General features: G+C 71.7%; 11 protein-coding genes. 1 reads left to right on the forward strand and 10 read right to left on the reverse strand.

Going from position 1 to position 13,622, the window contains the following annotated elements; genetic code table 11:
• Positions 1-14: 14 nt before the first annotated feature.
• From QHG49_RS00560 to QHG49_RS00605, 10 genes are all read right to left on the reverse strand, one after another.
• Positions 15-716, reverse strand: coding sequence for a thioesterase II family protein (locus tag QHG49_RS00560; RefSeq protein ID WP_301486723.1), 702 nt, complete (start codon positions 714-716; stop codon positions 15-17).
• Between the two features lie 37 nt (positions 717-753).
• The gene (locus QHG49_RS00565) at positions 754-2,031 is read right to left on the reverse strand and encodes an APC family permease (RefSeq protein ID WP_301486725.1); all 1,278 of its coding nucleotides are present in this window, start codon (positions 2,029-2,031) and stop codon (positions 754-756) included.
• Positions 2,028-2,759 (reverse strand): thioesterase II family protein, encoded by a 732-nt coding sequence (locus tag QHG49_RS00570; protein WP_301486727.1) that lies wholly within the window; start codon positions 2,757-2,759, stop codon positions 2,028-2,030. Before QHG49_RS00570 ends, QHG49_RS00565 begins: the two co-directional genes overlap by 4 nt.
• On the reverse strand, positions 2,756-3,988 hold the full coding sequence (locus tag QHG49_RS00575; RefSeq protein ID WP_159697606.1) for a cytochrome P450: 1,233 nt from the start codon (positions 3,986-3,988) through the stop codon (positions 2,756-2,758). The genes QHG49_RS00570 and QHG49_RS00575 overlap by 4 nt, the downstream gene beginning before the upstream one ends.
• Complete coding sequence (locus QHG49_RS00580) at positions 3,975-4,208, reverse strand: acyl carrier protein (RefSeq protein WP_111587165.1); 234 nt, start codon at positions 4,206-4,208, stop codon at positions 3,975-3,977. Before QHG49_RS00580 ends, QHG49_RS00575 begins: the two co-directional genes overlap by 14 nt.
• Positions 4,205-5,662, reverse strand: a complete 1,458-nt coding sequence (locus tag QHG49_RS00585; protein WP_301486731.1) for an AMP-binding protein — start codon at positions 5,660-5,662, stop codon at positions 4,205-4,207. The genes QHG49_RS00580 and QHG49_RS00585 overlap by 4 nt, the downstream gene beginning before the upstream one ends.
• Entirely contained in the window at positions 5,659-7,434 is a 1,776-nt protein-coding gene (asnB, locus tag QHG49_RS00590; RefSeq protein WP_301486733.1) for an asparagine synthase (glutamine-hydrolyzing), read from the reverse strand. The genes QHG49_RS00585 and asnB overlap by 4 nt, the downstream gene beginning before the upstream one ends.
• Before the next feature lie 4 nt (positions 7,435-7,438).
• Entirely contained in the window at positions 7,439-9,235 is a 1,797-nt protein-coding gene (locus QHG49_RS00595; protein WP_301486736.1) for a non-ribosomal peptide synthetase, read from the reverse strand.
• Position 9,236: 1 nt separating this feature from the next.
• Positions 9,237-10,148, reverse strand: a complete 912-nt coding sequence (locus QHG49_RS00600; RefSeq protein ID WP_301486738.1) for a fumarylacetoacetate hydrolase family protein — start codon at positions 10,146-10,148, stop codon at positions 9,237-9,239.
• Positions 10,149-10,379: 231 nt separating this feature from the next.
• Positions 10,380-11,393, reverse strand: coding sequence for a hypothetical protein (locus tag QHG49_RS00605; RefSeq protein WP_301486740.1), 1,014 nt, complete (start codon positions 11,391-11,393; stop codon positions 10,380-10,382).
• Positions 11,394-11,991: 598 nt separating this feature from the next.
• Between QHG49_RS00605 and QHG49_RS00610 the strand changes: the two genes are divergently transcribed.
• Positions 11,992-13,410, forward strand: coding sequence for a cytosine permease (locus tag QHG49_RS00610; RefSeq protein ID WP_159697616.1), 1,419 nt, complete (start codon positions 11,992-11,994; stop codon positions 13,408-13,410).
• Positions 13,411-13,622: the final 212 nt, after the last annotated feature.

Consider the following 13,622-nt stretch of genomic DNA (forward strand, 5'->3'; position numbering starts at 1 on the left):
TCACCGCAGGCGGTTCAGGACGGCCCGACGCCCGTCATCTCCTGGACGCCGAGGAGCCACGCGGCGCACGCGGGCGTGCCCAGCAGGCCGGAGTGGCCGCCCGGGAAGGTGCGCCGGGTGAACGGGCCGGTCGTGGTGTGCTGCCACGCGGCGATCGTGTCGTCCGTCGTCAGCGGGTCCTCGCTGCCCCGTGCGGCCAGCACCGGGCAGCGCAGACCGGGAACGGCCGCGGGGTCGAACCCCTTCAGCAGGCGCAGGTCCTGGGCGGCCGTCTCGGCGACCACGGCGCGCCAGTCGTCCGACGGTGCCCCGGCCAGGGCGCCGGGGTCCGCCCGGTCCAGGAAGGCCGCCGCCCCGGCCGGGCCGGCGGCGGCCTGTTCCGGCACCCGCAGCCGGGCGGGTCCGGCGGCGCCCACCGCCACCAGCGCCGTGACCTCCGTACCGGCCGCGCGCAGACGGGCCGCGGTGGCGTAGGCGACGTACGCGCCGTAGCTGTGCCCGAACAGCAGTATCCGGGCGGCGGCCCGGCGGAGGATCTGGTCGGCGCAGGACCCCACCACCGCGTCGAAGGAGTCGGCGGGGATCCCGAAGTCCCGGCCGGGCCGTCCCGGATAGCGCACCGCCCAGGACGTCCGGCCCAGTTCCTTCGTCAGCGGACGGAACTCCGTGCCGAAGGAGCCGGCGCCGGGGAAGAACACAGTATTGACGCTGTCCATGGTTCCGGCCTCCGTTGCCGTGGGTTCGCCGTCGGGCTCACCGGTCCGCGCTCTCGTACTCGGGTTCGACCTTCGACGGGCGCCGGGTGAGCGCGGCGGTGGCCAGCCAGACGACGGCGAACAGCGCCCAGCACAACCACATCGGCGGACCGGCGAGCGCGGTCACGGCGACCACCGTGACCGCGCAGAGCACGGCGACCGCCCGGGGCGCGCCGGGCCCGGCCAGCTTCGAGTAGGAGGCCGCGCCCAGCCCGTAGAGCACGAAGTAGATCCCGCCGGAGAGCACGAAGAGCAGTTGGAAGGACATCACGCCCGTGGAGCCGAGCAGCGCGATCAGGGTCAGGACGGCGCCGACCGCCAGCACGGAGGTCACCGGGTTGCCGTCCCGGGTGCGTACCCGGGCCAGCGGGCCGGGCAGGTACCCGCTGCGTGCCATGCCGTACACCAGCCGGGACAGGGCGAGCACGGAGGCGCACACGTTCGCGGCGATGGCGGCGACGACCAGCGCCAGCGTCACCGGGCGGCCCAGCTCCCCGAGCGAGCGCTCCGCCAGTCGGAGCAGCGGGGCCTGGTCGAGGGCCTTGTCGCCGGGGTCCACCGCGCTGAACAGGCCCAGCAGCACCAGCCCGTACAGGGCGACCACGATGACGTAGGAGGCGGCGAAGATGCGCGGGATGGCATCCGGGCGTTTGTGCTCCTCGAAGGTGAAGGCCACGGTCTCCCAGCCGGTGAAGGCGACGTAGACGGCGGTGAGGACGCCGCCCAGTTTCCCCAGCGGCGGTACCGCGGTGCTCGGCGCGCGCACCCCGTGCACCCCGAGCGCGACCAGGGCCGTACAGGTGATCAGGGCGAACAGGGCGAGCACCAGGGTGACCTGCACCTTCCCGGAGACGTTCGTGCCCAGGCAGCCGATCAGGGTGGCGGCGGCGAGGACGGCGACCGGGAACAGCCAGGCGAGGCTCGGCAGGCCGGAGAACTGGGCGACGTAACGCCCGCCGGTGATGGCCGTCGCCGGGATGCCGGCGACCAGCGCGAGAGTGGCCAGCAGTCCGGCGGAGCGTCCGACGGGCCGCCCGAAGGCCACCTCCGAGTAGTGGGCGACGCCGGAGGCCGACGGGTGGCGGCGGCCCAGCCAGGCGTAGCAGTACAGCAGCGGGATGACCGATACGGCGGCGACGGCCCAGGGCAGCCACGCGGAGCGGCCCAGTTCCTGGTAGCTGGTGCCGGGCAGGATCATCATCCCGCTGCCCAGGATGGTGGAGAGCGCGAGGAAGGTGCCGACGGCGCCGCCCAGCGACTTCTGGAGTCCGCTCACGCCGCCTCCTTCGCGGCCGGGGTCGTGGCGAGCACGCCGGTGAGGGCGCGGTCGAGGGCGGCGGCCCAGGTGGGGTCCGGGCTGTGTCCGCCGGGGACGACCGTCAGGTGGAACTCCCCCGACACCCGGTGGGCCCAGGCGGCGCAGCGTTCGGGTGGGATGAACCGGTCGTCCCGGCCGCACAGCACGTGCAGGCCGGTGAGGTGGTCGGCGGGGTCCAGGCGTTCGGCCAGGCGGTCGGCCACCACGGTGTCGCCGCGCAGGCCGTGGGCGATCTCCGCCAGCATGTTCTCGTCGTCGAGCACCTCCTGGGGAAAGCCGTCGTGGGCGAGGATCCGGGCGATCTCGGGGTCGGGCAGTCGTGACATCGTCGGTATGCGTCCTGAGGAGTCGGGGCACGGCGTATTGATCACCAGTGCCCCGATCGGGCGGGTCTCTCGCACACCGAGGGCCGGGAGCAGACGGATGGCGGACAGTCCGCCCATGGAGTGCCCGGCGAGGACGAGGCGGCGGGCGGCCCCGTGGTCCGCCGCGCGCCGGATCGCCTCGACGCTCCGGCGCTCCCATTGCCCCGAGTCGAGGTCGGTCACGGACTCGGCGTTCGGCAGGGCCAGCGCGGTCAGTCCGAGCCGGGCGGCGGCGTCCCTCATCAGGGCGAGCGGGGCGCCGCCGCCCCCGGCGGCCGGGAAGCAGACGCACAGGTCCCGGTCCGCGGCGGCCCGGCTCACGTGTGGAACTCCTTGGCGTCGACGACTTCCACCTGGAGTTCGGTCAGTCCGAGCATGAAGTTCGAGCGCAGCCTGCGCGGCTCCTCCAGCACCGCGAACGCCTTGTCCCAGGCCGCCAGTTCCTCGACGAACGTCTGGATCTCCAGGGTGGCCGCGGGGGCGCCGACGCAGCGGTGCACCCCGGCTCCGAAGGCGAGCTGCCTGTTGTCCGCGCGGTCGATCAGGAAGTCGTCGGGGCGGTCGAAGACGTCGGCGTCCCGGTTGGCCGACATGTTCCACAGGGTGACGAAGCTGCCGGCGGGGATGACGTGGCCGCCGACGTGGAAGTCCTCCACGGCCAGCCGCTGCACGTAGCTGTTGGTGGAGGTCCACCGCAGGAACTCCTGGGTGGCCACGTCGCAGCCGGTGTCGCCGTCGGCCACCGTGCGCCACTGGTCCCGGTGCCCGTCGATGGTGTGGACGGTCAGGCTCGCGGTGTGCGGGGTGGTCTCGTTGCCGCCGACGGCGACGTTGAGGCCGTTGAGCACCGCGACGTCGCGGGGCATGGTGCCGTCGGCCACGCACCGGGCGAGGAAGCCGATCATGTCGTCGGCCTGTCCGGAGTCGAGCCGGTGCCCGATCAGCTCGTCGATGAACTCCAGCACGTCCAGCTGGGCGTCCACGAGCGCGTCGAGCGGGGAGGTGCCGGCGTACACCTCGTCCCGGTAGCCGATCATGGTGCGGGTGTCCTCCAGGAGCTTGTTCGCGTCCCCGGGGCCGATGCCGAACAGCACCTCCAGGACGCCCTTGGGCAGCTCGGGTGCGACGACGCTGCCGAAGTCGAGCCGGTCGCCGACCGACAGCTCGCCGAGGGCGTCGCGGATGTTGCGGCGCACCGTGCGGCCGACCCTGGCGAGCATCTCCCGGCTGAATCCGCTCGTCTTGATCGGCTTGCGGATGCCGGTGTGCTCGGGGTGGTCGGTGACGATGAGCATGCGGCCCGAGGCCGAGTCCTTCTGCGGCAGGTAGGAGCCGTCGACCATGGTCCCGTAGGACGAGCTGAGCCGCTGGTGGTCGACGTAGGCCGCGTAGATGTCGGCGTACCGGGTCAGCGCGTGGAACTCGTAGCCGTCGTCCCGGCGGTGCACGGACACCGGGTGGTGTGCGCGCAGGTCGGCCAGGTACGACCACGGGTCGCCGTCGGCGAAGAACTCCGGCGAGTACAGCGGGCTGTCCTCAACGACGAGCATGCGGGCCTCCGATCAGGCCGGCGATGCGTGCCGGGGTGCGGCCCTCGAAGAAGACGTGTCCGGGGACCTTGACCCCGGTCCGCTCCTTCAGCAGGGCGCGGCAGCGCAGCACGGCCAGCGAGTCGACACCGGCGGCGAATATGTCGGTGTCGTCGGCGAGTTCGCGGTCGAGTACGGTGCGTACGCAGTCGGTGATGGCAGCTGGCGAGATGTCTGTCATGTCTCCTCGGCCCTGTCTGTCGTATCGGCCCTGTCGGTCGTTTCGGCCTTGTCTGTCGTTCGGTAGTGGTCCATCAGGGTGGGGACGTCGACCTTGCCGCCGGCCCGGACCGGGTAGCGGTCCACGAGGCGGACCCCGATCGCGGGTGAGAAGCCCTGGACGACGGTCTCGATGCGGGTCCGGGCGGCCGGGTCCTCGATCGTGGGCCGGTCGGTCCGGACGAAGGCCACGGTGTGCCGTTCGTGCTGGACGACCCGGCAGTCCCGCACCCGGGGCAGGGCGGTGACCCGCTGTTCCAGGTCGGCCGTGTCGACCCGCATCCCGTTGACCTTGACCCCGCCGTCCAGCCTTCCGGCGAACACGAGGTCGCCGTCGCCGTCGACGCGCACCAGGTCACCGGTGTCGTACGACGGCACGCCGTCCGCGTCGCGGAACCGGCGGGCCATGACGCCCCGGTCGATGTAGCCCAGGCAGACGAACGGGCCGCTCACGACCAGTTCGCGGACGTCGGGCGCGCCGTCCCGCGGTGGGCGCAGCAGTTGCTGGCACCCGTCCAGCGGGCGGCCGATGGGTACGGCGGGTGCGTCGAGGTCCTCCGGCAGCCGGTAGTGGTGGGTGGCGAAGGTGGCCTCGGTCGGCCCGTACAGGTTGACGAACTGCCGCCGCAGGCCCGCCTCCCTCGCCTGCCGGTACGTCGACATCCGGAACTGCTCGCCGCCGCTGAACAGGCGGGGGACGTCGGCGACGGCCTCGGGCAGCACCTCGACGACCGTCGCGAGGACGGCGGCCGGCAGCAGCAGTCGGCCGATGCCGTACGTCCGCGTGAGGCCGGGCCAGGCGAAGATGTCGTCGTTGACGTGGGGCAGGCAGACCACGCGTCCGCCCGCCGCGACCGTGCGCCAGGTGTCGAACCACCAGCCGTCGTAGGTCGGGGTGGCGAAGCCGCCCGCCGTGAGCCGGCCGGGCTCGGGTACGTCCAGGTCCCGGCAGCCGAACAGCGCCAGCAGGTTGCCGCGGGTGACCGCGACGGCCTTGCGGGTGCCGGTGCTCCCGGAGGTGTAGTTGACGGCGACGACCTCTTCGGGGAGCCGCTCCGGGGGCAGCCGGTCGTCCGCGCGCCCGGCGGGCTCGACGGACGGGTGGGGGCCCGCCGACACGGTGAGGACGAGGTCGGGCCGGACGCGGTCGAGGTCCGGTTCGGTGAGGGTGTGGTCGTCGGCGACGGCGACGGAGCCGGCGCGCCAGGCGCCCAGCTGTCCCGCGAAGCAGCCGAGCCGGTCCCGCGACCGGACGACGACCACCCGGGCCGGGCCCTCGGCGCGGACGGCGGCCTCCACCGCCGCCGCGAGCCGGTCGACGTCCGCCCAGCTGTACTCGGTGCCGTCCTCGACCCACACGGTGTCCGCGCCGGACCACTGCGGGCCGTGCAGCAGGTCGTGCCAGGTGTCCGTCATGACCGCAGTCCCAACTCGTCGATGATCGCGCTGATACTGATCAGGCTCAGCCGGACGTCCCACTTGTCGGGGGTGGGGTCGGCGGCCAGGGCGGTCAGCGCGTCGGGGCTGAAGACGCCGGTGGCCGCGACCAGGTCCCGCCAGCGCGCCATGGTCCGCTCGTCGGCCGTGTCGGCGAGGCCGTAGGCGGTGAAGCCCTGCTTGGCGCGGTGCAGGACGCGTTCGGGCACGATGCCTTCGTAGGCCTCCTTCAGGCACGCCTTGCCCTCGAAGTCGGCCACCTTCCGCTCGTCGGGGATGCCGAGCGCCAGCGTGACCACGGGTTCCCCGAGGAAGGGGTAGCGGCCCTCGACGGAGTTCGCCATGAGCATCATGTCGCCGTGGTCGCCGAGCAGATGTCCGCTCAGCTGCACGTACACGTCGGCGATCGACCGCAGTTGCATCGGGGTCAGCGCGGCGGTCTCCCGGTCGTCGAACGGGATGAGCCGGTCCTGCCAGTACTCCTTGCCGGGCAGTGCCCGGAGCGCCTGCGGTGCGAGGCACAGCTCCCGTCGGCGCGCGGTGCGGGCGCGGTCGGTCTCCCAGGCGAAGTCGGCCCGGCCCCAGGCCTGTTCGTTCTCGGCGTGCGGCTCGGGCGGCTTTCTGCGGGCGCCGTCGAACGCGTAGGAGTCGTAGCCGAAGAACAGTTCGTCGGCGCCTTCGCCGGAGATCACGCCCTTGAGTCCGGTGCGCCGGACCTTCCGGGCGAGCATCAGGGCCGCGACGTTGTAGGTCTCCCGCTGCGGATAGCAGCAGTGGCGCACCATGTCCTCGAACTCGGCGGCGACATGGGCCGGGGTGCAGCGGATCTGGTGGTGCTCGCTGCCCACGGCGTCGGCGACCTCGCGCTGGAAGCGCCCCTCGTCGAGAGCGGCGTCGTCGAAGAGCACGGAGTACGTACGGGTGGGTTTCCCCCGGGCGCGGGCCGCCTCCAGCACGAGCGTGCTGGAGTCGAATCCGCCGCTGAGGTAGGCGCCGATCTCGACGTCCGCGTGCAGCCGGTCCGCCACCGAGCGTTCCACGGCCGCGCGGATCTCCTCCCCGGTGACGGGTCGGCCGGCCGGTTCGAAGTCCCCGTACCGCCAGTAGCGCACGGTCTCGGGCGCTCCGTCGCCGAAGCGGACCACGCAGCCGGGAGGCACGGCGCGCACGTCCTCGACCAGGGTCCGGGGTGCGACGATGTTGCCGAGCGCCAGGTACTGGTCGACCGCGCCGAGGTCGAGCCGCCAGGTGCGCGGCACGCTGCGCACGAGCGGCTTCAGTTCGGAGCAGAAGTGCACCTGGGTGCCGAGCACGGCGTAGAACAGGGGGCAGATGCCGAAGCGGTCCCGGCCCAGGTAGAGGGTGTCGTCGGCCCGGTCGTGGATGACGGTGGCGAACTGCCCGTCGACGCGGGCCAGCCCGGCGGGCCCGTGGCGGGCGAACAGCTCCGGCAGTACGGCGACGTCGAGCCGGTTGTCGGGCGGGGCGCCGCCGAGCAGGGCGCGCAGTTCGGCGGTGTTGTAGATCTCGCCGTTCGTCAGGGCCGTGTACCGGCCGCTCGGGTCCTCGGCCGGCTGCCAGCCGTCCTTCAGCGCGGTCATCCCGAGCCGGCCGAGCTTGGCGGAGAGGGTGGGTGTGTCGAGGGAGTAGGTCTCGTCCGGACCGCGGTGCACCAGCCGGGTGTGCATCGCGGCGGCGACGGACCGGTCCAGGGTCTTGTCCGGGGCGTAGGTCCCGCACAGGCCGCACATCGTGTCACACGCTCCGTTCCCGCAGCCGGTCGGCGAGGACCCGCAGGTCCTCCGCCCGGAGCACGTCACGGACGCCGGCGTCGGTCCAGCCGAGCTTCTTCATACCGGTGACCAGTACGACGGCCGAGGCGGAGTCGCCGCCCAGCTCGAAGAAGTTGTCGTCCAGCCGGGCGTCCCGCACCCCGGTGAGGGTGCGTACGAGGTGCAGCAGCTGCTCGTCCGGGCCGTCGGGGGCGTCCGCGGGGGTGGGGGCGTGCCGCCGTGTGCGCAGGGCGTCCCGGTCGATCTTGCCGTTGGGGGTGCTGGGGAAGACGTCGACGCGTTCCAGCACCGAGGGGATCTTGTAGGGGTCGAGGAGACCGTCGAGGTGCGCCCGCAGGGTGCGCGGGTCGGCGCCGCCCTGGTAGTAGCAGACCAGGGTGTCGGCGGCGGGGGCGGCGTCGGTGTGGGGTTCGGCCGCGTCGGTGCGGGCTTCGCCCATGTCCGTGTGGGTCTCGGCCGCGTCGGTCTGGGCCTCGGCCACCACCACGGCCTCCCGTACATCCGGGTGGCGGCACACCGCGGCCTCGATCTCGCCGGGGTCGAGCCGGTAGCCGCGCACCTTCACCTGGCGGTCCAGCCGCTCCACGAAGTACAGCCGCCCGTCGCGGAGTTCGACGATGTCACCGGTGGCGTAGCCGCCCGTCCCGGCGGGGCCGGGCAGCGGGGTGACCCCCTCCTCGGTGAGGTATCCGGCCGCCACGGAGGCGCCGGTGACGACGAGTTCGCCCCGCCGGACCCCGGGCCCGGTGGCGCCCGTGCGGGCGTCGCGCAGGACGTACGCGCAGTCGCCGACGCGTTCGCCCAGCGGTACGGCGTCCTGGCATTCGTCCGGGTCCAGGGCGTCGCTGAGCAGGTTGCAGACGGTGGTCTCCGTCAGGCCGTAGGCGTTGTGGAAGCTCGCCGCCTTCGACCAGGTGCGCACCACGGCCGGGCGGCACGGGCCGCCCCCGTTGACGACGTGTTCCAGGCGCATCCCGTCGGTGGGTTCGGTGACCGTCAGGGCGAACGGTGTCGTCTTGAGGTGGGTGATGCCGAACCGTTCGAGGGTGTCGGCGAGCACGGCGCCCGGCGCGAGGCGCTTCTCGTCCACGACGACGAGGCAGGCGCCGGCGGTGAGCGTCCACAGGATCTCGGTGAGGCAGCCGTCGAAGGTGAGCCGGGCGAACTGGAGGGTGCGGCTGCCCGGTCCGACGGACAGCCGGGTGATGTGGTCCCGGACGACCGGGGCGAGCGGGGCGGCCCGGACGAGGACGCACTTGGGGGTGCCGGTGGAGCCCGAGGTGTGGATCGCGTAGCCGATCTCGCCGTCCGCGAAGGGCAGATGGCGCGTCTCGGGTGTGCCGACCGTGGTGCGCCAGCGGGCGGGCAGTTCGGTGAGTTCCACGTCGCCGTCGACATCACCGTTGATGTCGCCGTCACCGTCGCCGCCCGAGCCGCGGGCCAGCAGCCGGACGCCCAGCAGGCCGGTCTTCGCGGTGTTGGACGTGTCGCTGTCCCGTTCGTCGACGAAGACGAACGGCCGCCGCGCCTTCAGCGCGCCGAGGAGGGCGACGATCGCCGCCGTGCCTCGGGTGCCGAGCAGGGCGACGCATTCGTCCGGGCGGGTCCGCTGCCGTAACTGCTGCGCGAACTCGTCGGCCAGGCCGCCCAGTTCACGGTAGGTCAGGACGGAACTCGTGGTGCGCAGTGCCTCGTTGTCCGGATACTCCCGGACGGCGCGGTCGAATCCGTCGACCACCGGTTGTGCTGTGGCTGTCATGTCACCCTCCTTCGCTGTGGACTGCCGGGAACCGTGCCTCGTGGCGGCCCGCCCCTTGCTGCCGGACGGGGTGGGTGAGCGTGCCGACGTCCTGTACGACCGCCTGCACCGTGTCCCCGGCGTCGATGACCGCCGCTCCGGGGGTGCCGGTGCAGATGACGGTGCCGGCTTCGAGGGTGCGTCCCGCGCTGAAGTACTCCACCAGGCGGTCCAGGCCGAACTTCATGTCGGCGGGGGTGGCGGCGGCGATCGTCTCTCCGTTGCGGACGGTGGCGATGCGCAGGGCGGTGAGGTCGTCGTCGCCGAACTCGTCGAGTGTGACCAGGACCGGGCCGACACTGCAGAAGGTGTCGAATCCCTTGGCCCAGGGGATGTGCCGGGGGTTCTCGCGGATGACGTCCTCGGCCGTCATGTCGAGGACGGCGGTGACGCCCGCCACGACGGAGCGCCAGTCGGCGCGGTCGACGTTCTTGCAGGTGGTCTTGATGACCAGGCCGAGTTCGGCCTCGGCGGTGACCCGCCGGGACTGCCGGGGCAGTTCGATGTGATCGCCGTTGCCGATCAGGCAGTTGGCGGGGCGCAGATAGGAACCGGGCCCGGAGCGGGGCTGCTCGGACGCCAGGTCCTGTGAGTGACGACGGTAGTTGAGACCGGCGCCCCAGATGTCGGCTCCGGGGTCGACGACGGTGGGGGCGAGGTCGAGGTCGGGTGGTGCGGGGAGGTGGGCGTCCGCGTTCCGTTCGAGGGAGCGGGTCAGCTCCTGGGACTCGGTCTCGCCGAGGAGGTCGCCGATCCGGGTCCTGTCGGCGTGGCCGGGTATGTCGGACAGGTCGAACCACTGGTCGCGGTGGTGGACGGCGATGCCGTGTCCACCGGTGGACGTGCCGGTCCTGCCGGTCCTGGTGATTCTCATGGTGGTCTCCCGTGGGTGGGCGTACCGGGCCGCCGGTCGGCTGGGCCCTGCTTCCGGTTCCGGCCGCTCCGAGCGGGCGCGGCGGGCCGACGGGTGAGGGGGGATGGAGTACGGCCCGCGCCGCCCCGGACTACGGTGGCCGGGCAAGGTGCTGGATCCCCGCGCAGGGCTGTGGCCGGTGACGACGCCTGATACGCGTGGTGGGCGCGGCGAGCGCGGCCCGTGGGGCGGTCAGGCGCTGATCCGCCTGGCGGCGGTGCGGAAGTCGGCCTTGCGCGGGCTGTGGTCGGCGATCTCTACGGCCGTCTCCATCACCCGCGCCGGCTCGGTGTGGTATTCCTCGGCCAATTCCTCCACCAGCGGGAAATAGCCCGAGTGGATTCCGATCACCGCGCCGAGTACCTGCATCGTACGGTCCTCGGGAATGGGGACCATGTTTTCCCGGCAGTACTCGGCGAGTTTGGCGAGTTCCTGGTAGTCGAACAGGTCGGTGCCCAGCATTTTGATGACACCGGCCAGCGCTTCGATGGCGGCGTTGCCGGATCCTCGGCCGATGCCGTCGAGGGTGGCGTCGACGACGGTGGCGCCCGCCTGCATGGCGGTGATGCTGTTGATGTTGGCCATGCCGAGGTTGTCGTGTCCGTGGAAGCCGACGACCGGGAAGTACTTACCCACCGCGCTCACATAGGTCTGCACGTCGGCGGGGAGCATCGCGCCGTAGGAGTCCACCACGTAGACGCCCGCGATCTCTGGGGTCACGCCGTCGAGCAGCTGGACGAGCTGCCGCACGGGCGTGGCGCTGGACTTCATCAGGTTCAGGTAGACCTGACCGCACAGTTCGGTGGCGCGCCGCAGGTAGTCGAGGTGCTCCGGAACCCGGTCGGGCTCCATGCCGACCCGGACGAAGGACATGCCCCGGGCGCTCATCTCCCCGATGGTGTCCAGGCGGGTGAACTCCGGCTGGGCGAACATGCCCCAGGGCTTGCGGGTCAGGGCGGAGCGGGCGATCTCGGCCCAGCGGTAGTGGTCGATGTTGCACGGCTTGATGCCGCTGCGTTCGGCTTCCAGACCGATCCCGTGGCCCACCTCCACCTTGGCGACCGGTATGCGGTCGAGCCGGGTGAGCAGGTGCGTCACGAACTCTTCGTCGAGCTGGAAGTCGACGGCGTAGGAGCCGTCGCGCAGGGTGCAGTCGAGCAGCTCGATGGCCGGCGCTCCTTCGGGCCGGCCGCCCGCTAACGACATGGCGTTCTCCTTGTTTTCGACAGCACGGATGACGCCCTCGGAAAGGGCGGGTGAATCGGAGAATCAGTGATGCGGAAAATGTGGGGCCCCGGTATCCCCTTGTGGTGTGTGCCGTACGCGTTACGGGGTTCCCAACCCCGGTTGCCATAGACACCGCTACGGGCTTTGACCGAATAACGCGCCCATTGCCCTGAATGAATTGACTTGAGGCGATCATCCGTCCACCGGGGCCCGTGGGCGGTGGCGCCGGCCGTCCTGACTGGTGGGAGCCGCAACGCGCGATCCGGGTCCGCCGGGTCGGCGGGAGGTCCGTCTGCGGGCTTCGGTGCGCCGATACCGGCCTCAGGGGAAACGATTCCGGTCGAGATGGCCCGCTCCCCCGGCTACCCCCTTGACGGCGAGCGCCCTGCGGGTCCTGGCGCGGCCCCGGAACGGGTGGGTGATCTCCGCCCCGTCTGCGGCTCCCTGGCGGCCTCGCCCACCGATGTCGATGGTCGGCACACTTGTCTCCCGCCAGAGTATTGACCTCTCATTCATTCGAAACCATCCTGCATGGACGCATTCAGCCGGTGGTGTATCCGCGGAAGAGGACATCCTTATGGCAGGCATGGTCGAACAGCGCTCGATCGACGTGGTTCCCGACGCCGAACGGCACGGCACCGCGTTCAGCCAGTTCACGCTCTGGCTCGGCGCCAACCTTCAGATCACCGCGGTCGTGACCGGGGCGCTCGCCGTCGTCCTCGGCGGGGGCGCCCTCTGGTCGCTCATCGGCCTGCTGCTCGGGAATCTGCTCGGCGGTGCGGTCATGGCCCTGCACTCCGCCCAGGGGCCCCGGCTCGGGCTGCCGCAGATGATCTCCAGCAGGGCACAGTTCGGCGTCCGCGGCGCCGTCGTACCCCTGGCCCTGGTCATCATCATGTACATCGGCTTCTTCGCCAGCGGCAGCGTGCTGGCCGGTGAGGCCGTCGGCGACCTCACGCACCTCGGCGACACCACCGGCATCGTGATCTTCGCCCTGGTCACAGCGGTCACCACGGTCATCGGCTACCGGCTCATCCACACCCTGGGCCGAGTGGCCGGCATCGTGTGCGCGCTCGCCTTCGTCTACCTCGGGATCCGCCTGCTGGAGCGCGCCGACCTGACCACCCTCCTGGCCGACCGCTCCTTCCACCTGCCGCTGTTCCTCCTCGCCGTCTCCCTCTCGGCGTCCTGGCAGCTGGCCTTCGGCCCGTACGTCGCCGACTACTCGCGCTATCTGCCCCGTGACACCTCTCCCCGCGCCACCTTCTGGTGGACCCTCGGCGGCTCGGCCCTGGGGTCCCAGTGGTCCATGACCTTCGGCGTCCTCGTGGCGGCGACGGCCGGCGGCGCCTTCCTCGACGACCAGGTCGGTTACGTCGTCGGTCTGGGCGGTGCCGGTCTGATCGCCTCCTTCCTGTACTTCGTCATCGCCCTCGGCAAGTTGACGGTCAACGTGCTCAACACCTACGGCGGTTTCATGTCGCTGGTGACCGGAATCGGCGGTTTCCGTCAGCAGCGCACGATCTCGCCGCGCGTCCGCGCCCTCTACATCGCCGGAATCATGGTCGCGGGCACCGCGATCGCCCTCGTGGGCAAGGACAGCTTCCTCACCTCCTTCAAGGACTTCCTGCTCTTCCTGCTCACGGCCTTCACCCCCTGGTCGGCGATCAACCTGGTGGACTACTACCTGATCGCCAAGGAGCGTTACGACCTGCCCGCGCTGAGCGACCCGCACGGCCGCTACGGCGCCTGGCGCGTCGGCGCCCTCGTCGTCTACGGCGTCGGACTTCTGGCCCAACTGCCGTTCCTGGCCACCAGCTTCTACACCGGTCCGCTGGTCGCTCCGCTCGGCGGTACGGACATCTCCTGGATCGTGGGACTGCTGGTCCCGGCCGTCCTCTACTGGCTCGTGGGCCGCCGGGACACCGGACACGTACCGGACCGGATGATCCTCTCCGCCGAGCCGGAGACGAGGGCCGAGGCCACCGTCCGCTGACGGCGGTGCGAGCCGGAACGGCAAGCTCGCCCACGTGGCCGGGGGGTGCGGTTTCGCTCGGCAGTTGTAGGGCCCGCGCGGGACGAGACGGCCGACAGGCCACGGGGTGGTCCGTCGAGCGGCTGCCGCCGGGATGTCGTACGGTGGTCGGCGTCGAGGTGAAGCGTCGGAACGCCTCGACGCCGGTTGCGGCTCCATGGCGCGTGGTTCTA

This window comes from Streptomyces sp. WP-1, from assembly GCF_030450125.1.
Classification (GTDB): Bacteria; Actinomycetota; Actinomycetes; order Streptomycetales; family Streptomycetaceae; genus Streptomyces; species Streptomyces incarnatus.

Excerpts from the sequence above, each read along its gene's own strand:
- QHG49_RS00560 (WP_301486723.1), bottom strand. The coding sequence starts at position 716 with ATGGACAGCGTCAATACTGTGTTCTTCCCCGGCGCCGGCTCCTTCGGC.
- QHG49_RS00575 (WP_159697606.1), bottom strand. The coding sequence starts at position 3,988 with ATGCTCGTCGTTGAGGACAGCCCGCTGTACTCGCCGGAGTTCTTCGCC.
- QHG49_RS00580 (WP_111587165.1), bottom strand. The coding sequence starts at position 4,208 with ATGACAGACATCTCGCCAGCTGCCATCACCGACTGCGTACGCACCGTA.
- QHG49_RS00585 (WP_301486731.1), bottom strand. The coding sequence starts at position 5,662 with ATGACGGACACCTGGCACGACCTGCTGCACGGCCCGCAGTGGTCCGGC.
- asnB (WP_301486733.1), bottom strand. The coding sequence starts at position 7,434 with ATGTGCGGCCTGTGCGGGACCTACGCCCCGGACAAGACCCTGGACCGG.
- QHG49_RS00595 (WP_301486736.1), bottom strand. The coding sequence starts at position 9,235 with ATGACAGCCACAGCACAACCGGTGGTCGACGGATTCGACCGCGCCGTC.
- QHG49_RS00600 (WP_301486738.1), bottom strand. The coding sequence starts at position 10,148 with ATGAGAATCACCAGGACCGGCAGGACCGGCACGTCCACCGGTGGACAC.
- QHG49_RS00605 (WP_301486740.1), bottom strand. The coding sequence starts at position 11,393 with ATGTCGTTAGCGGGCGGCCGGCCCGAAGGAGCGCCGGCCATCGAGCTG.
- QHG49_RS00610 (WP_159697616.1), top strand. The coding sequence starts at position 11,992 with ATGGCAGGCATGGTCGAACAGCGCTCGATCGACGTGGTTCCCGACGCC.